We start from the raw sequence: 19,396 nt of genomic DNA on the forward strand, positions 1-19,396 counted from the left end.
CCTCAATATGACAGAAATGGGAAGGCATGAACAGCCAAGAGAATAATAAAGATTCCCATACCAACGCTTAATGAATCGGTTTTACCACGTTTCTTCTTATTAAGATATCCTGCAAAAATTAGTAGGATGCCAATCATAATGGCAAACGTACGCTCATTCATTTTCATGCCCTCCTCAAGAATTATTATTTAAGCCAACCCAAGCCGTATCCAAGAATACCAACACCAAACAAAGCAAAAATCAAAATAATCGGATTAACCTTCTTACGTAATAAATACATCATTAGTAATGTTAAACCTAAGGCCGGCAACCCTGGGCAAAGTTCATCAAGAATCGTTTGAATAGTTGTTACAACCTCTTTGCCACCATTCTGCGTTTTTGAAACGACTAGTGGAATATTGATTGTTGTCCACTTTGTAACCAACACACCCATTACAAAGAGTCCTAGGACTGTCGCACCTTCCGTCAACTTAGGCAACAGGTTGCCAGACACATCTTTAACTAGCGCCAAACCACGATTTAAACCAAGCTTCAACCCATACCACTTTAATGCCAACCGAATTGCATTAAAGGCAAAGAAGAATAAGAAAGGTCCCATCCAAGAACCCTTAACGGCCAGCGAAGCGCCTAATGCTGCTAAAATTGGTCGTAGTGTCCCCCACATTACCGGATCACCAACTCCGGCCAGTGGTCCCATTAAGCCGACTTTAAAACTTTGAATAGTCCCAGCATCGATATTTTCACCTTGTGCCTTACCTTCTTCAAGGGCCATCGTGACGCCAACAATTGGCCCACAAACACCCGGTGTTACGTTAAAAAAGGTTAAATGCCGCTTTAACGCCTCTGCTTGGTCTTCTTTAGTCTTATAAACTCGTCGAATCGTTGGAATCATATCTACACAAAATGCTAAGCCATGAATCGTTTCATAATTGAATGAGGCTTGTTGAAAGTTTTCAAATACAAAAGTTTGGAAAATATCACGTTTGGTCAAAGTACTGACAATTTCTTCCGCTGAACTCATACTCATCACCCCACTAGTCTTCTAATTCGTCTTCGGCCAGATCATTTTCAACTGCCGTATTACTTACCGGTGTCGCACTCATTTGTTTACTAAACTTAGGATTCAATTGAACATATACCAAAGCCAAAATTAATCCAACACCACCAAAAGCTAGTAGACTAAGTTTTAAATAGCCACCCAGAATAAAACCTAAATAGAAGAATGGCATTAAATATTTAACACTCATCATATTCATAACCATCGCATATCCAACGACTACAATGAAGCCACCAGCAACCGTCAAACCACCAGTGACCACGTCAGGCAAAGCGTTCAACATTGACTGTACCATTGTTGGACTGACAAAAATCGCCACAAGTGTTGTTGGAATTGAGACCCGAAGTGCTTGTACAAATAGTGCTGAAAAATGTAGCCACTCTATTGCTTTAAAATTTGCTTTTGCGGCCTGTCGATTAGCAGCGTGTTGAAAGGCCACTGTAATTGTTCGAGCAAAAACCGTTAAAACTTGTCCCGCAGCGGCAACTGGTAATGCAATCGCAATTCCTTTTTGAATACTTTGACTACCTACAATAACTAAAATAGTAGAGATCGTACTTGCTAAAGCCGAATCAGGAGACTGGGCCGCACCAATATTCATCCAACCCAATGCGATTAATTCCAAGGTTCCCCCTAAAATAATCCCTTTAACCGGGTCACCTAAAATTAATCCAGTCACACTACAAGCAATCAATGGCCGATGAGTTTGAAATTCATCGAGTACACTACCAGCACCTGTAATTGATGACCAAATAAAAATCAGGATTAATTGAAAAATTGTAATCTTCATAATAGCTTTCCCCCTTACTTATCAAAGGTTTCATCAATCTTCTTTAAAATATCAGTATGCGGATCAGTCTTAACAACTTGAAGATCCAACTTCACACCCAATTGACCTAGATGTCGAAAAGCATCAACATCCACTTGAGTTAAAGAAACCGACTTTGTTATTTGGGTTCGTCCTTCTGAATATTGCATCCCACCAATATTCAAAGTTTCAAGCGGTACACCGCCCTGAACTAAAGCTAATACCTCGCTCGGATTGGTAAATAAATAGAAAACCTTGTCATCTTTGTACTTTGGATTATTGAACACAGCAATTGCTTTAGGTACATCAACAATATTTACCTTCATACCGGGAGGACAGGCTTGCTTTAACAAGGTTTTGCGAATTGTATCTTGAAAAACATCTTTACTTACAATAATGATTCGGTCTGCATGTGATTCCTTCGACCAAACTGTCGTTACTTGACCGTGAATCAGACGATCATCGATTCTAGCTAACGTAATAATCATTAGAAGTCCTCCTCTGCTGCTTGTTCTTGATTTATAATGCTAAGTGCTTTGGTATAATCGCGACTATTTTTCATGATATAAGTAACTAATTCAGTAACCGATAATTGATTCATTTGACTAGCTATTTCTAAACAAATCGGTAATGACATGCCTGCAATCACATCCTGAACTTCATGTTGTAACGCTAAAGTCGCTGCAGCATTGTAAGGTGTACCCGCAAATAAATCAGCAATCACTAAAGTGTCTTTCGCTTCAAAATCGTCAGTAACCGTTTTCATTTTAGTGATAAGCTCTTGTAATCCTTCTTTAGGAAGAAAAGCTACTGGGTAGAAATCAGCCACTTCACCAAAAATCATTTCAACTGCGCCTTTCATCGCTTCGGCAGTATGACCATGTCCAATAAGTACAACTTTCATATTTCTTACCTCACTAACATTTAGCCTCTAGACTTACCACCTGCAACATTAATAGTGACGCCCGTAATATAACTTGCACGATCAGATAAAAGATAACTAACAAGATCTGCCACTTCGCTCAACTTACCGGAACGACCCATTGGCGTTGTACTAGTACTCTTATAACCTGCACGTAGTGTATCCACACTAATATTGCGAGTGTAAGCTAAGGCTTCCTCATAGCTAGGTGTTCGTAAACCGGTTGCTTCCATAATTCCTGGAGCCACGCCTACTACTCGTACATTACTAGATCCTAATTCTTTAGCCCAAGAACGGGTAAAACCATTGATTGCACCTTTAGTTGCAGAATAGGCACTTTGACCTTGCGAACCTTCCAAACCCGCTTCTGATGACATATTAACAATGACACCAGCATGATTTTTAACTAGCTCATGTCCAACAGCTTGCGACATGAGATACATGCTTTTAACATTGACTGCAAACATTTTATTAAATTCAGTTTCACCTAATTCATATTGCCCCTCTGGATGTTGGGCATCCACTAACAATCTTGGTAAATTAATGCCAGCATTATTTACTAAACCATCTATTTGGCCAAATTCAGTTGTAACAGTTTGAATCAATGCCTTAATTTGTTCATGTGACGTCACATCAGTCTGAATGAAAGTCAATTTATCAGCTTTCAACTCACCTTCTTTTAAGTCAGCATTTACAACTTGGGCACCATTATTGATTAATTCGTTAACAATGGCTGCACCTATCCCCGAAGAACCACCTGTAACTACATACGTTTTATTTGTTAAATTCAACCAATCCATTTCGAATTCCTCCGTTTCACATTTGTGTTATTGATGAATGTTATTTATTTCACTTGCTATATTATCACCATAAAAAGCTTTTTCAATATCGATAAACGGTTTTGCACATTTGTGATAGCATCTGGTATTTTTTCTAAAAAAGGATTACAATCAATTTATTAAGATATTAGAGGTGACTAACTATGTCTAAATTTGATATTGAACGCGTCAATCAACTAATAGAAATATCCAAGCTTTATTACGAAGACGGTTTAAATCAAACAGATATTTCAAAACAAGTTCATATCCATCGAACCGAGATCAGTCGATTACTCAAAGAAGCTCGTGAACTCGGAATTGTTAAAATAAACATTGATTCTTCTTTTGGTGCCAGTGAAAAGCTTTCTGCAGAATTCCAATCAATTTTCCATTTAAAAAAAGCAATCATTGTCCCCACAACACCTGGCAGTAGTTATAGTGATGACTTAAGTTCTATCGGTATGTATGCTGGCAACTACTTGCAGCAGCAACTAAATTCAAATAATATCGTTGGTCTCTCTTGGGGACGCACTTTGGCTACTGTTATTAATTCGGTTAATGAACTAAACAATATTTCAAATATCACAACAGTGCCTCTAATCGGTGGTCCAATTGGCAAGCTTGATGTTGATTATCAAGCGAATAATTTAGTACACACACTTGCTAATCGTGTTAAAGCTTCCACTTCTTACACACTAGATTCACCCGTAATGATTAGCAGTCCTGCTTTAAGAAAAGAATTATTAGATAATCCCAACAATAAAGCTGTTACTAACTTCTGGAAAAAACTAGATATTGCAATCTTCGGTATTGGTAGTTCTAGAATCACCAACAACTTAACTTGGCGTGGGTTTTACAAAGGAACCGGATTTGAAGACGTTTTACAAGGTTCAGCCGTTGGTGATATTCTTTCCCAACCATTTACAATCGATGGTCGGCTAATCAAAGAGGCCAATGGTAGTCTGGTTGGTATGGAATTGTCCGCGCTCAAAAACATTCCGTTGCGTATCGGTGTTGCAACTGGTGAAAATAAAGCCGAGGCAACTCTAGGTGCCTTACGTTCTGGGACATTGAATGTTCTGATAACCTCCGACAAAACTGCCGTGGCAGTCAAAAAACTAATCAATTAAGCAAAGCAGTCAATATGCACGCGCCATTTTCACATTTGTGAGTAATGGCGCGTGCGTATTGACTGCTTTTAAAGTGCCGTTTATTATTGGTCTTGTAAATGAAATCACACATTTTAAACACATTTGTGAGGAGGAACAAGTAATGAACAGTATTGGATTACGAATTCACGGTAAAAAGGATCTGCGAGTTGAACAATTTGAATTACCAGAAATTAAAGACGATGAAATCTTAGCAACGGTGGTCAGCGATACCATGTGTATGTCGTCTTGGAAACTTGCCCAAGAAGGTGAAGACCATAAAAAAACGCCAGATAATCTGGATAAAAACCCGGCACTAGTTGGTCATGAATTTTCAGGCAAAATTTTAAAAGTCGGTAAAAAGTGGGCTGATAAGTATCAAGCTGGTGATGATTATGCCATTCAGCCAAATTTGGCACGTGATGACACACCGTTTGTACCTGGCTATTCATACCCCTACATCGGCGGCGATGCCACGGCTATTATCATTCCAAACGAAGTAATGGCATTAGATTGTCTAGTGCCTTTTCACGGTCAAGCTTACTACGAAGGTTCGCTTTGTGAGCCACTTAGCTGTGTCATTGCAGCGTTTGAGGCACAATTTCACCTCATTCCACACACCTATAATCACAAAATGGGTATCAAAGCTAATGGGAATATCTTAATGCTTGGTGGTACTGGTCCAATGGGACTATTGGCAATCGATTACGCTTTACATGCTGGCGTAAAACCTAAGAACTTAGTCGTTACGGATATTGACCAAAGCAAACTAGATCGTGCTAAAGAGTTGTATCCTTCTGACGAAGTTAACGTTTCTTTCGTAAATGTAAACGGTTTATCAGTTGATGAACAAAAAGCAAAATTAAAGGCGACGGTGGATGGTGCTGGCTTTGACGACATTTTCTGCATGATTAGCGTACCAGCTTTAGTGACAATGTCTGGCGAACTTCTCAATCCTGATGGCTGCCTTAATCAATTTGCCGGTCCAATGCACAAAGACTTCACAGCACAGCTGAATTTCTATGATGTACACTACAACTTTACTCACGTTGCTGGTACCTCTGGCGGTAATGCTCAGAATGAGGCAACCGCTGCACAGTTAATCGCCGAGCGTAAGGTCAACGTTGCTAAAGTAATCACCCATGTGTTAGGTCTCAACGCTGCTGCAGAAACCACTTTGACACAGCCCGAAATTGGCGGTGGTAAGAAGCTTGTTTATTCCCAAAAGAAATTCGACCGTATTGAATTAGCCAAAGTTGATCCAGAATCTGGTTTAGGTAAAGTCTTAGCAAAACATAATGGCTTATGGTCACCAGAAGCTGAACAATGGATTATGACTAATATGCCGGACATTTCAGCTGAAGATACAGCAAACATCTAGCTATCAGAAATCACTGCAAACAATCAAAACTGATCCTTAAATTGATAAACAATCAATTTAAGGATCAGTTTATTTTCTTCCAAGGATATCGTTCATAATAAAAAACACCTACATTTTCAGTAGGCGTTTTAGGTTAATTTACTCTGCCACTTGAACGCTGACCCGACTCCCTACCCTAATATGTGGATATGGTTTATCTTCAACATACATGGTTCCCGCTAATCCGGCCTTAGTTTCACCAGTGAAACTAACGGCAATATGGCCAAGGTTTTGTAGATTCCGTTCAACTTCTTTGCCTACAGCCGTGATCTGATAGCTTTCATCATCAATAACTAAAAACATTCCTGGTTTAATATCACCAGCGATCGAATTAACATCCACAATATAACAGGACGGCCGTAAAGCCTCCGGTGCTTCATCACCAAAGAAAATCACCATTTTAATTTCGGCAAAATCTAATGCTTCATTGCCAATTTCTTTGACCACTGTTTGATATGCTATATGTTTATCAATTTCCATCATTCAAATTCACCTACTCAATAATTTTCAACATTATTTGCCAGGATATAAACCGAAACTGGCAATCCAAGCAACAAATACTCGAGGTACCCCGTTAAAGAACCGCGAATACAGAACTGACGGCACCCCAACTTCAACTGTTTTAGATTCGGCTTCTTCCAAACCTAAACCAACTGGAATAAAGTCACAGGCATTCTGCGTATTAATCGCAAACAATGCTGGTAATGCATACTGTGGCGAAATATTACCTTTACCGATTTCAACACCAATTAACGTCCCAATCACTTGGCCAATAACTGCTCCGGGTCCTAATAATGGCGATAAAAACGGTAAAGAGCAGATAAAGCCCATAATCATCAGTCCCCAGACATTTCCGGCCAGTGGCGTCATTAACTTGGCAAAAACCTTACCGATACCAGACCCCTGAATAATCCCAATTAGCAATGCGACAAAGGCCATAAATGGAATAATGGTATTGATTACGGTTTGTACCGAATCCTTAGCCGCCTGATTGAACGTGGCAACAACTTTACCAGCACCAACCCCAATCTTTGCAATAAAACTTTTATGTTCCATCTGTTGGGTAATTGTCTTGCTATTATCGTATTTGGCTTCGCTATCACTAGTTTCAGCAGGCGCTTCGTTCTTCGCCATATCATCAACTGACTGTGCTTGTTCTGCAACGGCATCAGTTAACTTAATCTGATTAACACCGACATTTGAAACATACAATTCAGGTGTAATATATTTCGCTAGTGGACCACTCTTCCCAGTTGGTAACACATTAATCGTCAAAATACCTTTTTTAGGATAAATACCACATCGAAGCGTACCACCACAGTCGATAATGGCTACGGCAATTTCATTATCTGGAATTGAGGTCTTAAACCCATCAATAGCCTCCATACCCGTTAACTCGGCAATCTTATCGACTATTGCCGGTTTGTTTCCACCAGTCACATAAATAAACTTATGCTTCTCAGCTGTTGGTGTAATTGTGAGTGGGCCACCCCAGCCACCAGTTCCGTGTTCAACTTGAATACTTTTCCATGACATGATTAGACCCCTCCTTAAGCATTAGTGACAACATTGACATCCTTAGATAATTTAACGCCACTGGTTCGACAAACGTAAGCGGTCGTATAATCGGTTACCCAACCCCCAATAAAATTCATCACCAATCCAACTAATAAGTAGCGCATGGCTAAGTCCATCGTATTTAGGCCAAGTTTTTCAACCCCTTGGGCAATCCCCAACCAGATGAACAACTCCCCAGGATTAATGTGTGGAAAAACCCCATTACTAGTATGACAAAATTGTGCTTGCGCCGCGTAGTAACTTGGTTTGTAAAATTCTGGCAAGAACCGTCCCATGGTAAATGACATCGGATTGCCTAACATAAACGCTGATAAAAATGGCAAAATCATATAACGAGTTAACACATTTCGCGAAGATGCTCGCGCTAACTTGTTCATTCGTTCTTCCCCAAGATAAGCAATAATCGTATTCATTAAAACCAATAAAAGTAATACTACGGGGACGATTGAACTCATCCAACCGATAAACGTCTTAGCACCGGTCTGGAACAAGCCCATAAAACCCGAGGCAAATGCTGTAATATATTTCATAGTTCATTTCTCCTAACTTTATTGAGTTGGTGGCCGATAAGCCGATTCAGTTGATGATATAGCTGCTTGATTTTTTCGAATAGTGGCATTGAGAAGATATTGACATTCGTATTGAGATCATCGTATGCCAATTGTCCTGTCTTAAAGTTAACAAAGTTACGATAAGCATTTAGAATACAACCACGAGTTAATTTATCAACTTGTTGCATCATCTCGTTATCTGCAGCAACTACCACGATATTATGCTGCTTTAACAACGGTAGTTGCTTAAAATGAGCAAATATCGTAACCCCTTTCATTATTCGAGCCTCTTTAATGTTGCCATCAAGATCAATCGCTAATAATAATAAGCTTCCAGCCTGGAGTCGCTTAGGATTTTTACCAATCAATACTCGGCCATGCTGTCGTAATTCACGATAGTTTTGCGAAAAATTTTTAATCTGAATAAATCCTAATAATCCCTGTAAAAGGAAAGCAGCGACAAGCCCGATACCAAGATATAACGTTAATGTCATTTAAATGCCCTCCGTAATTTGAGTTAAGGGTTGTTGCTGATCATAATTCAATAACCCTTGATAAATATTGCTGTTACTTGCAATTAAGAAAATCAAGTCATACACCTGTGACAGAACTTTGTTTAGCTCATGATTCAGTTTTTGGGGAATTCCAATCAAAAAGACAAACTGAACATCTCGATCTTGATATTTCGTTCGCCGATCAAAAACACCTAATTGCAATAAAATCCGTTGATGCCCAGAATTATCAATCACATGCGGAATCGCAATACCATTCTCAAAAACGCTTGACCCTTGTTGTTCACGCTGCTGCCATGACTTCATAAAACTAGTATTTAGGCTACCATCATCAATCCGTGCTTCAATCATCGTTTTAACGGCATCAAGATATGGTGTCTGATGCTTTAAGTTCCAAAAATCAAACTCACAGTTACTGTTCAAGATCGCCCTTTCGACTAATGAGACTTGTAATTTCACACGTAGTTCATTAGCCCGAAAGGCGGCACTAATTCGTACAACTGGAGTGGTAGTATCGCCATATTCAATTGGCCGATCGGAAAAGATAAGCAAGTAATGACCATAATTCATATTCAGTTGTTTAGCATTTGCAAAAACCGTCACCACCACTTCATCTTCAAAAATCTCATCCAATTGATGTTGAATAAATTTGATAACACTAGCGCCTACTTGTCCAACAATCGCCACTTCAAAACTTGGTTGCCCTTTATTCTGACGATCCTCTAATTCCATTTCAAAATAGAGCACCAAGTAACCCATTTCGGCAGGATCAACTGGGACACCTAGATGTCCCTCTAGTACTTTCAACATTGTTTGTGCCAAGTCATAAGCAATTGGGTATTTCTCTAATAAGTTACTCGGTAATAATTGATTGGTTTGCACATGAAAGATCGTCCGATTAATTAAAAATAAACAATGATATTTAATTTGGTCGTACATATGCTCAAAGTTCAAAGCGCTAGACAACTCACTTTGTTGTCTAATTCTTTCAAAAATGATGCCATTTTGAGTCAACTGACTGTCAATCAACGCTTCTGATAACAGTCCATTCGCTTTAAATGCCAGCGGTGCCATCAAATAGTCGAGTTCATTATCGCTGAGTTCAGTCTTAAAACCTATTGATAAAACCGTTGCTAACTGGAGTGGATTCTCTGATAATTGCCACAATCGATGGAAATTTGGAATCTGAGATGTTATTCGATAACCACTATTAATCGAAAAATTTAAAACAATCAGATGACGACGAAGCAATTTACTCATTGACGCCTCTAATCCCAATCGATAACAACATTGCCGTACGCGATCTAACCATTCTGATGTGACCATTGCTTGCAAGTCAAAGTAGTCGTATACAAAATGGTCAACAATAATCGGTGCCTCATAATCATCGTAAATCATTAACTTAATACCATTGTTAGTCATTGCATAAATCTCAGCATCATAGCTAGCCAAGGCTTGCCTTAACTGCTTCAAGTCACGATTCAATGTTGTTTTACTAATCGTTAGCTCATCTGCCAAGTCATCCAAAGTTATATAATCAGTACTTTGAAATAACCGTTTTACAATATAGGCATAGCGTTTATTTGCATCATTGAAATCCAAACTCTTTTTTAAGTGTCCAGTTTGTAACTTAGCCAATCGCTGGTAATCATTAACCTGTAAATAATATCGCCGCCGCTTTTCATGAACTTGAGCGGCCCCAGCTAGCTCTTCATTCAATTGTTGAATGTATTTGTTCATCGTTCGTTCGGAAACATGTTCGACTGCCAATAATTCATTTATCGTTACTGAATCATTAACGATAAAAAAGCTTAGCAACCGCAGATATTGACTATTCAACGACATCATTCCTTTTTAGCCGCGCGATTTACCTCCGGCTACATTAGTGGTTACGCCAGTAATATAACTTGCTCGTTTCGATAAAAAGTAACTAACTAAATCAGCCACTTCATATAAGTGCCCGCTACGACCTAGTGGTGTGGTTGTTGTACTCTTATATCCTGCTCTTAAATCAGCTACCGTTTTGTGACGTGAATAAGCTAATGCTTCTTCATAAGCAGGTGTACGTAAACCAGTTGCTTCCATAATGCCGGGTGCCACACCAACGACACGAATATTGTACTCACCTAGTTCTTTGGCCCATGAACGAGTTAATCCATTAATTGCACCCTTAGTTCCTGAATAAATGCTCTGGCCCTGTGAACCCTCTAATCCGGCTTCAGATGACATATTCACAATAACGCCATCCTGTTGTTTAGCCATATACCGCCCGACTGCTTGCGAAAGCAGGAACGTACTTTTGACATTAACGGCAAACATCTTATCAAAAGCCGCCTCATTGAGTTCATATTGGCCACGTGGTGTCTGACTATCAACTAATAAACGTGGCATGTTAATTCCAGCGTTATTTACTAAACCATCAATATGACCAAACTTAGTTGCTACTCTATCTACCGCTTCATCAACGGCCGTCCCCGATATTACATCACATTTAATAAAAGTTAATTGCTCATCGTCACGTTCACTTGGGTTAAGATCCAAATCAATAACATTAGCACCATGTTTCAAAAGCTCTGATACAATGGCATCGCCAATTCCTGATGATCCCCCTGTAACAATAATGACGCGATCTTCTAACGCTAACCAATCTGTTGACATAATTAATACGCTCCTCACAACTTATATTTAATTTCTATGATTACATCATAATGTAAGCGCCTACATTAATTAATATCGTTAATTTCCAACATCCCTGACAAAGTGGTTTACTAATGAGACATAGCTCCTTGATATCATTAATGAATTCAGTTGCCAACGCTTTACAACTAAAACTCCATTTTTGTTCGTTAACAAAATAAAAGAACAATTATTAGCCTTGCTAATGATTGTTCTCCTAGTCTTTAAATTAATTTTAATAAAACATCTGGTCGTGCCAACTGATACTTAGCATAATTACATTCGATATCTGGCAATGCACCCCAATCAGCGCTTGCAAAGTCCATCCGCGCTGCTTGAGCCGCCTGCATATCATAAACACTATCTCCGACATATAACGTCTGTTCTAGATCTAGTTGATGCATCTTTACAGTATATAGTAACGGCTCTGCACTAGGTTTAGACTTCGTTGTCAGATCTGAGGTTGTGACAATTTTAGCAGCCGCAATTAGTGGAAAATACTTCGTCTCCCTGGCAAACTGCACTTGATCCTTAGATGTCACTACACCAGTTTGAATCCCCAACTCATTTAAATTCGACAATAATACTTCGATACCAGGGAAATAGGTTAACTGATCCATATTTCGCTCAAATTCAACCATATAATCCGCTAAAACTTGCTTCCAATTCGTTACCCCAAATTCCTTTAAAATCTCATCACCAGGTCGGCCAATTCGTTTACGATATTCAGACACGGGAACATTAACCCCAGTTGCTGCAGCACCTTTCTGCAACGTCTCGGCAATTAGGTCGGCAGAATTAATCAAGGTATTATCAATATCAAATAAAATCGTTTGATAGGTCATTAACTATCTCCTTAATCTCCAAAAAAGGTGCCCAGCCATCGTAGCTGTAGCACCTTTACAAGGAGGTTTGTCATTCTAGTAATTACTTAATATATTCATTGCCAAGCCAGTGATTATTCAGCTAAATCTGGATCATCAGGATTTGATGCAATCATGACTTTCAATTCTTTGCCGGCCATCATGGCATCAAAAGCATCACGCCAGTGTTCCAAATCAAAGACTTTTGTAATCATGGCATCTTGGTTGATAGCACCTTTACTTTCAAGGTGTAACGCAATTGGCCAATCATATGGGTTTTGTGAACGTGAACCACGATAAGTGATTTCATGTTGAATGATTGAACGTTCGTCCAATTCATTCATTGGTTTAGCAAACAGTCCAACTTGTTGGAAAGTTCCACCTTTACGAATTAATGGCAAAGCAGCGTTAACAGCTGGGGTGGCACCAGAGCAATCATAAACTTTTGTAACACCAACACCATCAGTAGCATCCATAATGATCTTTTCAAGGTCTTCTTTTTGCGTATCAATAACAATATCAGCACCAAGTTCTTTAGCAATTTGGAGACGGTCAGCATCTTTAGTAATCCCAGAAACAAAGACCCGTGCACCAATTTCCTTGGCAATCTGTAATGAAAGTAAGCCCATTGGTCCTGGTCCGATGATAAGTAACGTATCATGTAACGTGAATGGTGTCTTTTGATACATCGCATGAACACATGAAGCAAGTGGTTCAGACATTGCAGCCATCTTGTATGACACATTGTCTGGCAGGATATGGGCACTTTCTTCACGAGTTAACACGTAGTTGGCCATCGAGCCATTAGCCTTAGTCCCAATCCCTTCACGGTTAGGACATAAGTTGTATTCCTTGTCTTGGCAATAAATACAAGTTTCATCAGTAGCAAAAGTCGTTTCACTAGTAACTCGATCGCCAGGCTTTAATGTTGTAACGTCTGGGCCTACTTTAACAACTTTCCCTGAGAATTCATGACCTAAAACCAATGGGGTGACAGCGTTTGCATATTGACCTTTAAAAGTATGGATATCCGTCCCACAAATTCCAGTATAAGCAACTTTTAATAACACCTTGTCCCCAGTAACTTCGGGTACAGGGATTTGTTTTAATTCCATATTGTCATAACCAGCTTCGGTCTTAACAACAGCTTCCATTGTTTCTTCATTAAATTCTTCAGCAGACATAATTCATGTTCCTTTCTGAGTATCTAAAAATTTTTTTAGTTAAATAAAGGTTGGACCAATTGTGAAACTTTCAAAATAATCCAGTTCAAAATGTTACCACCGGTATCCAAGTTAGTAACTTCGGATGCGCCTTTAGGGAATGAAACAATCCCATGCATCATTGAAGTTAAAGTTGGACCAAAGTCCGTTGCCATTAACAAAGCAAAGGTCATAACAATCGTTGCTGAAATGACAGAATGAACGATATTCCCTTTACGACTAGGTACAATCAAGGCCGCAAAGAATGGAATTGTTGCTAAATCACCGAAAGGCAAAACTCGGTTACCAGGTAAAATAATTGCTAAGAATAACGTAATCGGAACCATCAGCAACCCAGTTGCCAACGTAGCTGGTGAACCAGTTGAAAGTGCAGCATCCATCCCTAAGTAAATCTTCCGATTGCCATATTTTTCTTGAAGTAATTTTTGGGCACCTTCTTGAATTGGAATTAAACCTTCCATCAAGATCTTAACCATCCGTGGCATTAAGAACATAACACCACCCATAGACATCCCAAGTTTGAGGATATTTGGTACGGAATAGCCACCTAAAGCAGCTAATAACATCCCAATCACAATCCCCATAACCATTGGTTCGCCGAACACACCGAAGCGCTTCTGAATCGTTTGTGGATCAACATCCCACTTCTTAATACCAGGAATCTTGCTAACAACCCAACCAATTGGAATACCAAGTAATCCATAAGCTGCAGCAGAACCAGTTGGAAAACTGATCCCCTCTAATCCATAAAATTCCTCGACCATCGGTGCTGTCTTATCAGCAATAATTAAGACTGCAACTTCATAAATAATTCCGGCAAGAATTGCAAACCACCAGTTCTTAGTTACAACATAAGCTGTAGCAGAAGCGGCAATCATATGCCAATAGTTCCAAATATCGATATCCAAAGTCTTGGTCCAATTTAAAAGAATCAAGGCAACGTTTACGACTAAGATAATTGGAATCATAATAGCTGAAATCGGTTGCGCCCAGGTTCCGGCTGAGACGGCTGGCCAACCAGCATCAATAATCGTCAAGTGGAAGCCAAACCGTTTAACCATGGCTTGGGCAGCCGGACCAACACTCGTGGTCAATAAATTAATAACTAAGTTGATCCCGATCATCCCAATACCAACCGTAATCCCAGCGGTGAGTGCTTTTCCAGGTTTCACTCGGAAAATTAACCCAACGATAAAGATAATAATTGGTAGCATTACGCTAGGGCCAACGTTGATGACGCTTTGAACCACGTCAGATAAGACTTTCATAATGTTTCCTCCTACTAAGTGAATCTAAAAACTTTTCAAAGTATTAATTATTGTGCTTGAATTTCATGAACTTTAGTAATGATCTCATCCTTTAACTTATCAACGCCAATTCCTGTTAAGAATCCCATGGCTTTAATGGCTGGAATCTTGTATTCAGTAGGTAAAACCGTTGTTGAGATCAACATGTCTGCGTCATCTTGCTTACCAGCTGCTTCAGCAATTTTAATTTGAATTAAATTAGCATCAATGTTATTTTCAGCAAATAAATCTTCAACCTTCTTCATAACAACCGTTGACGTTGCAATACCAGCACCACATGCGACTAAGACGTTTAATTTTTTCATAATAAGTTCCCCTTTTCTTTCTATATAAATAGATCTTAATTTTTATTTACTTAATAATTGATGAATTGTTTCATTACTGTTAGCGCTTTCAATTTCAGTTATCAACGAATCATCCTGAATAATAGCCATTAATGCTTGTAGCATGTCCAATTGTGCATGTGGCTTGTTCAGTCCTAAAACAAAGACTAGTTTTGCACCAACCTTTTGTTCCGGATCATCCATGCGACTAAAGTTGATTGGCTCATCATTAACAATAACTGCAACGAATTCCTTTTTAATAGTGTCAGCATCAGTATGCGGAATCGCAACGCCTCGCTTCTCTAATTGCAAACCAGTTGGAAAAGTTGCCTCACGTTTAATGATCTTTGGTAAAAACTGATCGGTAACGAAGCCGCCAGCTTCTGCCTTGGCATTAACTGCCGTAAATAATTCCTCTGATGATTTAAAAGAAGTATGTAAGAGAATTAATTGATCTCTTAGGTAATCGCTAACTTCTACAACATTCTCACTCAAAATATGTCTCTCCTTTCGTGGATCGATAAAATGTAATCGCTTTCAATGATTAAATTGTATCATTTTGCAATTCTTTTGCAAGACTTTTCTTTTAAAAACTTTTGTTCCCGTATTTGCAAAATGCAGTTGGCAAGACATAGTGGTTGGCAACCAGCAAGTAAATGAATTCACAATGTTGTTTAATTAATGATGTAAGCGGTTGCTAAATCAGTGTTTATCTTATTCTTTTTTTCACTTGGTCAAAACATGTTGCAAACAATTGCCAAAAGTGTGCTATGATAATAGCGAAAATTTAATTAATCTACCTATCTAATTAAAAGGAGATGAACTTTATGGACGTCATGCAGCGACAAAAATATATCTTAGATCAACTAAATCAACAAGGAACTATTAGAATTGCTGATATTAGTAAACAAATCGATGTCTCACGCGAAACGATTCGTAAAGATATTTATAATCTAGATAAACAAGGCCTCGTTCAGGCTATTCGTGGAGGGGCAACATTACCACAAAGTGTTAGTGAAACCAAATACGGTCGTCGTCAACATGAAGCAGTCAGTGAAAAAAATCAAATTGCCGTCAATGCATTACGGTTAATTCATGATGGGGAATCAATCTTTTTAGACTATGGTACAACCTCATTTCAAGTTGCCGAAGAGATTAAGCACAGCCATCTGCACAATTTAACGGTAATTACCAATTCAACTTTTGTCTTAAACTCACTACAATTTGTCAAAGACATCCAGATCGTCCTATTAGGCGGTACCATGCGTACTAGTGAAGGTTCCCTTTCCGGCCCAATTACGCTAAGTAATATCCATAATATCTATGCAGATATCGGTTTCTTTGGTTGCGGTGGGGTTAATTTACAAGCCGGTATCACAAACCACTATATAGAAGAGGTTGAAGTTTCCAAAAAGATGATGGCACATTGCCGCATGAAAGTTGTTTTGGCTGATCACACCAAATTCGAAAAAAATGCGCTTTATAAAACTGCTAGTGTCGATGATATTGATGTCATTATTACAGATGATCAATTAGATCAACGAATTGCCAAGCAAATTCGCTTGACTGACATCTCTTTAATCAGTGGAAAATAACAAATCAAAAATCTGACAGAATCCCTATTTAGCAAGCTTTAGTGGCATTCGCATAATATCCATTCCCTATGAATGCCAAAATTTGCTTGACTTTATTTTTGAAACCGCTATCATAATAACCGTAATGATAAATAAAACAAAGATTTGCAAAGGAGTTGCAAAACGATGAGCGAAACAATTACCAAAGATACTTCTGTTGATTACTCTTCAGATGAATACTTAAATCGTGTTGACGAATATTGGCGGGCTGCCAACTACGTATCAGTTGGTCAACTCTACCTATTAAATAATCCTCTATTAAGAGAACCCTTAAAGGCAACGGATGTTAAAGTCCATCCAATTGGCCATTGGGGCACCATTGCTGGTCAAAACTTTATTTATGCCCACTTAAACCGGGTTATTAATAAGTATGGTTTGAACATGTTCTACATCGAAGGCCCAGGTCATGGTGGTCAAGTCATGGTTTCAAACTCCTACTTAGATGGAACCTACACCGAAACTTATCCAAAAATCACCCAAGATACTGCCGGGATGAAACGTTTATTCAAACAATTCTCATTCCCAGGTGGTGTGGCTTCTCATGCTGATCCTAAGACACCAGGTTCAATCCACGAAGGTGGCGAACTTGGTTACTCAATCTTGCATGGCGCTGGTGCCGTTCTTGATAATCCTGGCTTAATCGCCGCTACGGTTGTTGGTGATGGGGAATCTGAAACTGGTCCATTGGCAACTTCTTGGCAAGTTAACAAGTTCATCAACCCAATCAGTGATGGGACTGTCTTACCAATCTTGAACTTAAATGGCTTCAAGATTTCTAACCCAACAGTGCTTTCACGTGAATCACACGAAGAACTTGAAGATTACTTCAAGGGCCTTGGTTGGGATCCTCACTTTGTTGAAGGTACTGACCCTGCTGAAATGCACAAATTAATGGCAGCCGAATTGGACAAAGTTATCGAAGAAATCCATGCTATTCGTAAGAATGCCAAGGATAACAACGATGAATCACGTCCCAAGTGGCCAATGATTGTCTTCCGCGCACCTAAGGGCTGGACAGGTCCTAAGACTTGGGACGGCGAACCAATTGAAGGATCATTCCGGGCTCACCAAATTCCAATTCCTGTTGACCGTAATCATATGGAACATGCCGATAAATTGGAAGCTTGGCTCAAATCATACAAACCAGAAGAATTATTCGACGAAAATGGGACTTTGAAACCAGAAATTGCATCACTAGTACCAACTGGTGATGCTCGAATGGCTGCTAACCCTGTAACCAACGGTGGGAAGTTAACCAAAGATTTAATCACACCAAATGTCGATGACTATGCTCTAGATAACAAGGAACATGGTAAAGCAGACGGTTCAGATATGACTGAACTTGGGAAGTATATCCGTGACTTGATTAAATTAAACGAACATAACAAGAACTTCCGTGGTTGGGGTCCTGATGAAACCTTATCTAACAAGTTAGGTGCGGCTTTTGAAGACACTAAACGTCAATGGATGGAACCAATTCACGAACCTAACGATGCTTTATTGGCACCTAAAGGTCGGATCATTGACTCCATGTTGTCAGAACACATGGACGAAGGAATGTTGGAAGCATACAACTTAACTGGTCGTTATGGTTTCTTTGCAAGTTATGAATCATTCTTGCGCGTTGTGGACTCAATGTTAACCCAACACTTCAAGTGGTTACGGAACTCACACGAAGAAACCCCTTGGCGGGCTGATGTGCCTTCACTTAACGTGATTGCCTCATCAACAGCTTTCCAACAAGATCACAATGGGTACTCACACCAAGATCCAGGTATCATCTCACATTTGGCTGAAAAGAAGACTGAATATATTCGGACTTACTTGCCAGGTGATGCCAATACTTTGATTGCCACCTTTGATAAAGCTATTCAAAGTAAGCAATTGATCAACTTGATCATTGCCAGCAAGCATCCACGTCCACAATGGTTCACCATGGATGAAGCTAAACACTTAGTTCGTGATGGTCTCGGTGTGATCGACTGGGCAAGTACCGATAACGGTGAAGAACCTGATGTTGTCTTTGCAACGGCTGGTTCAGAACCAACGACTGAAAGTTTAGCTGCGGTCTCAATCTTGCATGCGGCGTTCCCAGAAATGAAGATTCGTTTCGTCAATGTCGTTGACCTCTTGAAGTTGAAAAAAGACGATCCTCGCGGCTTAACGGACGCTGAATTCGATTCAATCTTCACGAAGGACAAGCCAGTCATCTTCGCTTATCACGCTTACGATGACCTTGTAAAGACCCTCTTCTTCGATCGTCATAACCATAACTTACACGTTCATGGCTATCGTGAAGAAGGCGACATTACTACCCCATTCGATATGCGGGTCCGTAATGAACTCGACCGCTTCCACTTAGTTAAGGCTGCCATCTTGGCAACACCAGCTTACGCTGAAAAAGGTGCTCATTTGGTTCAAGAAATGAATACGACGCTTGATAAGCATCATGACTTCATTCGGGCCGAAGGAACTGATCTTCCTGAAGTTGAAAACTGGAAATGGTCACCACTTAAATAGCTCATCTAAGTTTTGCTAATTCCTTAATTTGGTACT

General features: G+C 39.5%; 21 protein-coding genes. 4 read left to right on the forward strand and 17 right to left on the reverse strand.

Annotation, left to right across the window (positions count from 1 at the left end):
• Positions 1 to 2 precede the first annotated feature (2 nt).
• Genes FFM84_RS16100 through FFM84_RS05835 form a run of 6 tightly spaced genes read right to left on the reverse strand, consistent with a single transcriptional unit; the run spans position 3 to position 3,587 of the window.
• Positions 3 to 161 (reverse strand): hypothetical protein, encoded by a 159-nt coding sequence (locus FFM84_RS16100; protein ID WP_165444453.1) that lies wholly within the window; start codon positions 159 to 161, stop codon positions 3 to 5.
• A 23-nt stretch (positions 162 to 184) separates the two neighbouring features.
• Positions 185 to 1,021 carry a PTS system mannose/fructose/sorbose family transporter subunit IID gene (locus FFM84_RS05815; RefSeq protein ID WP_130844552.1) on the reverse strand — a complete coding sequence of 279 codons (837 nt, stop codon included), beginning with the start codon at positions 1,019 to 1,021 and terminating at the stop codon, positions 185 to 187.
• 13 nt (positions 1,022 to 1,034) lie between these two features.
• Complete coding sequence (locus FFM84_RS05820; protein ID WP_130844551.1) at positions 1,035 to 1,847, reverse strand: PTS mannose/fructose/sorbose transporter subunit IIC; 813 nt, start codon at positions 1,845 to 1,847, stop codon at positions 1,035 to 1,037.
• 14 nt (positions 1,848 to 1,861) lie between these two features.
• Complete coding sequence (locus FFM84_RS05825) at positions 1,862 to 2,353, reverse strand: PTS sugar transporter subunit IIB (protein ID WP_130844550.1); 492 nt, start codon at positions 2,351 to 2,353, stop codon at positions 1,862 to 1,864.
• Positions 2,353 to 2,769, reverse strand: a complete 417-nt coding sequence (locus tag FFM84_RS05830; RefSeq protein WP_130844549.1) for a PTS sugar transporter subunit IIA — start codon at positions 2,767 to 2,769, stop codon at positions 2,353 to 2,355. The genes FFM84_RS05825 and FFM84_RS05830 overlap by 1 nt, the downstream gene beginning before the upstream one ends.
• Before the next feature lie 20 nt (positions 2,770 to 2,789).
• Positions 2,790 to 3,587, reverse strand: a complete 798-nt coding sequence (locus FFM84_RS05835) for an SDR family oxidoreductase (RefSeq protein ID WP_130844548.1) — start codon at positions 3,585 to 3,587, stop codon at positions 2,790 to 2,792.
• 182 nt (positions 3,588 to 3,769) lie between these two features.
• Between FFM84_RS05835 and FFM84_RS05840 the strand changes: the two genes are divergently transcribed.
• Complete coding sequence (locus FFM84_RS05840; RefSeq protein WP_130844547.1) at positions 3,770 to 4,735, forward strand: sugar-binding transcriptional regulator; 966 nt, start codon at positions 3,770 to 3,772, stop codon at positions 4,733 to 4,735.
• Positions 4,736 to 4,877: 142 nt separating this feature from the next.
• Complete coding sequence (locus FFM84_RS05845; protein ID WP_130844546.1) at positions 4,878 to 6,134, forward strand: zinc-binding dehydrogenase; 1,257 nt, start codon at positions 4,878 to 4,880, stop codon at positions 6,132 to 6,134.
• Positions 6,135 to 6,272: 138 nt separating this feature from the next.
• On the opposite strand, the gene FFM84_RS05850 is transcribed toward FFM84_RS05845, so the two are convergent.
• The 11 genes from FFM84_RS05850 to FFM84_RS05900 form a co-directional block, all read right to left on the reverse strand.
• Entirely contained in the window at positions 6,273 to 6,653 is a 381-nt protein-coding gene (locus FFM84_RS05850; RefSeq protein WP_130844751.1) for a PTS glucitol/sorbitol transporter subunit IIA, read from the reverse strand.
• Positions 6,654 to 6,686: 33 nt separating this feature from the next.
• The gene (srlE, locus tag FFM84_RS05855; protein WP_130844545.1) at positions 6,687 to 7,709 is read right to left on the reverse strand and encodes a PTS glucitol/sorbitol transporter subunit IIB; all 1,023 of its coding nucleotides are present in this window, start codon (positions 7,707 to 7,709) and stop codon (positions 6,687 to 6,689) included.
• A 14-nt stretch (positions 7,710 to 7,723) separates the two neighbouring features.
• Complete coding sequence (gene srlA, locus FFM84_RS05860) at positions 7,724 to 8,281, reverse strand: PTS glucitol/sorbitol transporter subunit IIC (protein ID WP_130844544.1); 558 nt, start codon at positions 8,279 to 8,281, stop codon at positions 7,724 to 7,726.
• Positions 8,278 to 8,796, reverse strand: a complete 519-nt coding sequence (locus FFM84_RS05865; protein WP_130844543.1) for a transcriptional regulator GutM — start codon at positions 8,794 to 8,796, stop codon at positions 8,278 to 8,280. The genes srlA and FFM84_RS05865 overlap by 4 nt, the downstream gene beginning before the upstream one ends.
• On the reverse strand, positions 8,797 to 10,653 hold the full coding sequence (locus tag FFM84_RS05870) for a BglG family transcription antiterminator (RefSeq protein ID WP_130844750.1): 1,857 nt from the start codon (positions 10,651 to 10,653) through the stop codon (positions 8,797 to 8,799). It lies immediately after the preceding gene.
• Between the two features lie 15 nt (positions 10,654 to 10,668).
• A complete protein-coding gene (locus FFM84_RS05875) occupies positions 10,669 to 11,472 on the reverse strand; it encodes an SDR family oxidoreductase (RefSeq protein ID WP_130844542.1) in 804 nt (267 codons plus the stop codon).
• A 242-nt stretch (positions 11,473 to 11,714) separates the two neighbouring features.
• On the reverse strand, positions 11,715 to 12,335 hold the full coding sequence (locus FFM84_RS05880) for an HAD family hydrolase (RefSeq protein WP_130844541.1): 621 nt from the start codon (positions 12,333 to 12,335) through the stop codon (positions 11,715 to 11,717).
• Between the two features lie 113 nt (positions 12,336 to 12,448).
• A complete protein-coding gene (locus tag FFM84_RS05885; RefSeq protein WP_130844749.1) occupies positions 12,449 to 13,507 on the reverse strand; it encodes a zinc-binding dehydrogenase in 1,059 nt (352 codons plus the stop codon).
• Positions 13,508 to 13,572: 65 nt separating this feature from the next.
• Positions 13,573 to 14,844 (reverse strand): PTS galactitol transporter subunit IIC, encoded by a 1,272-nt coding sequence (locus FFM84_RS05890; RefSeq protein ID WP_130844540.1) that lies wholly within the window; start codon positions 14,842 to 14,844, stop codon positions 13,573 to 13,575.
• Positions 14,845 to 14,891: 47 nt separating this feature from the next.
• On the reverse strand, positions 14,892 to 15,188 hold the full coding sequence (locus tag FFM84_RS05895; RefSeq protein ID WP_130844539.1) for a PTS sugar transporter subunit IIB: 297 nt from the start codon (positions 15,186 to 15,188) through the stop codon (positions 14,892 to 14,894).
• 42 nt (positions 15,189 to 15,230) lie between these two features.
• Complete coding sequence (locus tag FFM84_RS05900; protein ID WP_130844538.1) at positions 15,231 to 15,701, reverse strand: PTS sugar transporter subunit IIA; 471 nt, start codon at positions 15,699 to 15,701, stop codon at positions 15,231 to 15,233.
• Between the two features lie 332 nt (positions 15,702 to 16,033).
• Here FFM84_RS05900 and FFM84_RS05905 point away from each other — a divergent pair, with 332 nt between their 5' ends.
• Both FFM84_RS05905 and FFM84_RS05910 read left to right on the forward strand, forming a co-directional pair.
• Positions 16,034 to 16,801: a DeoR/GlpR family DNA-binding transcription regulator gene (locus tag FFM84_RS05905; protein ID WP_130844537.1), complete on the forward strand. Its 768-nt coding sequence runs from the start codon at positions 16,034 to 16,036 to the stop codon at positions 16,799 to 16,801.
• 165 nt (positions 16,802 to 16,966) lie between these two features.
• Entirely contained in the window at positions 16,967 to 19,360 is a 2,394-nt protein-coding gene (locus FFM84_RS05910; protein WP_130844536.1) for a phosphoketolase family protein, read from the forward strand.
• Positions 19,361 to 19,396 lie beyond the last annotated feature (36 nt).

It is taken from the genome of Lactiplantibacillus mudanjiangensis (assembly GCF_005405385.1).
In the GTDB taxonomy this organism is placed as follows: domain Bacteria; phylum Bacillota; class Bacilli; order Lactobacillales; family Lactobacillaceae; genus Lactiplantibacillus; species Lactiplantibacillus mudanjiangensis.

Excerpts from the sequence above, each read along its gene's own strand:
- srlA (WP_130844544.1), bottom strand. The coding sequence starts at position 8,281 with ATGAAATATATTACAGCATTTGCCTCGGGTTTTATGGGCTTGTTCCAG.
- srlE (WP_130844545.1), bottom strand. The coding sequence starts at position 7,709 with ATGTCATGGAAAAGTATTCAAGTTGAACACGGAACTGGTGGCTGGGGT.
- FFM84_RS05850 (WP_130844751.1), bottom strand. The coding sequence starts at position 6,653 with ATGGAAATTGATAAACATATAGCATATCAAACAGTGGTCAAAGAAATT.
- FFM84_RS05875 (WP_130844542.1), bottom strand. The coding sequence starts at position 11,472 with ATGTCAACAGATTGGTTAGCGTTAGAAGATCGCGTCATTATTGTTACA.
- FFM84_RS05885 (WP_130844749.1), bottom strand. The coding sequence starts at position 13,507 with ATGGAAGCTGTTGTTAAGACCGAAGCTGGTTATGACAATATGGAATTA.
- FFM84_RS05825 (WP_130844550.1), bottom strand. The coding sequence starts at position 2,353 with ATGATTATTACGTTAGCTAGAATCGATGATCGTCTGATTCACGGTCAA.
- FFM84_RS05845 (WP_130844546.1), top strand. The coding sequence starts at position 4,878 with ATGAACAGTATTGGATTACGAATTCACGGTAAAAAGGATCTGCGAGTT.
- FFM84_RS05865 (WP_130844543.1), bottom strand. The coding sequence starts at position 8,796 with ATGACATTAACGTTATATCTTGGTATCGGGCTTGTCGCTGCTTTCCTT.
- FFM84_RS16100 (WP_165444453.1), bottom strand. The coding sequence starts at position 161 with ATGAATGAGCGTACGTTTGCCATTATGATTGGCATCCTACTAATTTTT.
- FFM84_RS05880 (WP_130844541.1), bottom strand. The coding sequence starts at position 12,335 with ATGACCTATCAAACGATTTTATTTGATATTGATAATACCTTGATTAAT.
- FFM84_RS05905 (WP_130844537.1), top strand. The coding sequence starts at position 16,034 with ATGGACGTCATGCAGCGACAAAAATATATCTTAGATCAACTAAATCAA.
- FFM84_RS05910 (WP_130844536.1), top strand. The coding sequence starts at position 16,967 with ATGAGCGAAACAATTACCAAAGATACTTCTGTTGATTACTCTTCAGAT.
- FFM84_RS05895 (WP_130844539.1), bottom strand. The coding sequence starts at position 15,188 with ATGAAAAAATTAAACGTCTTAGTCGCATGTGGTGCTGGTATTGCAACG.
- FFM84_RS05840 (WP_130844547.1), top strand. The coding sequence starts at position 3,770 with ATGTCTAAATTTGATATTGAACGCGTCAATCAACTAATAGAAATATCC.
- FFM84_RS05890 (WP_130844540.1), bottom strand. The coding sequence starts at position 14,844 with ATGAAAGTCTTATCTGACGTGGTTCAAAGCGTCATCAACGTTGGCCCT.
- FFM84_RS05815 (WP_130844552.1), bottom strand. The coding sequence starts at position 1,021 with ATGAGTTCAGCGGAAGAAATTGTCAGTACTTTGACCAAACGTGATATT.
- FFM84_RS05820 (WP_130844551.1), bottom strand. The coding sequence starts at position 1,847 with ATGAAGATTACAATTTTTCAATTAATCCTGATTTTTATTTGGTCATCA.
- FFM84_RS05830 (WP_130844549.1), bottom strand. The coding sequence starts at position 2,769 with ATGAAAGTTGTACTTATTGGACATGGTCATACTGCCGAAGCGATGAAA.
- FFM84_RS05835 (WP_130844548.1), bottom strand. The coding sequence starts at position 3,587 with ATGGATTGGTTGAATTTAACAAATAAAACGTATGTAGTTACAGGTGGT.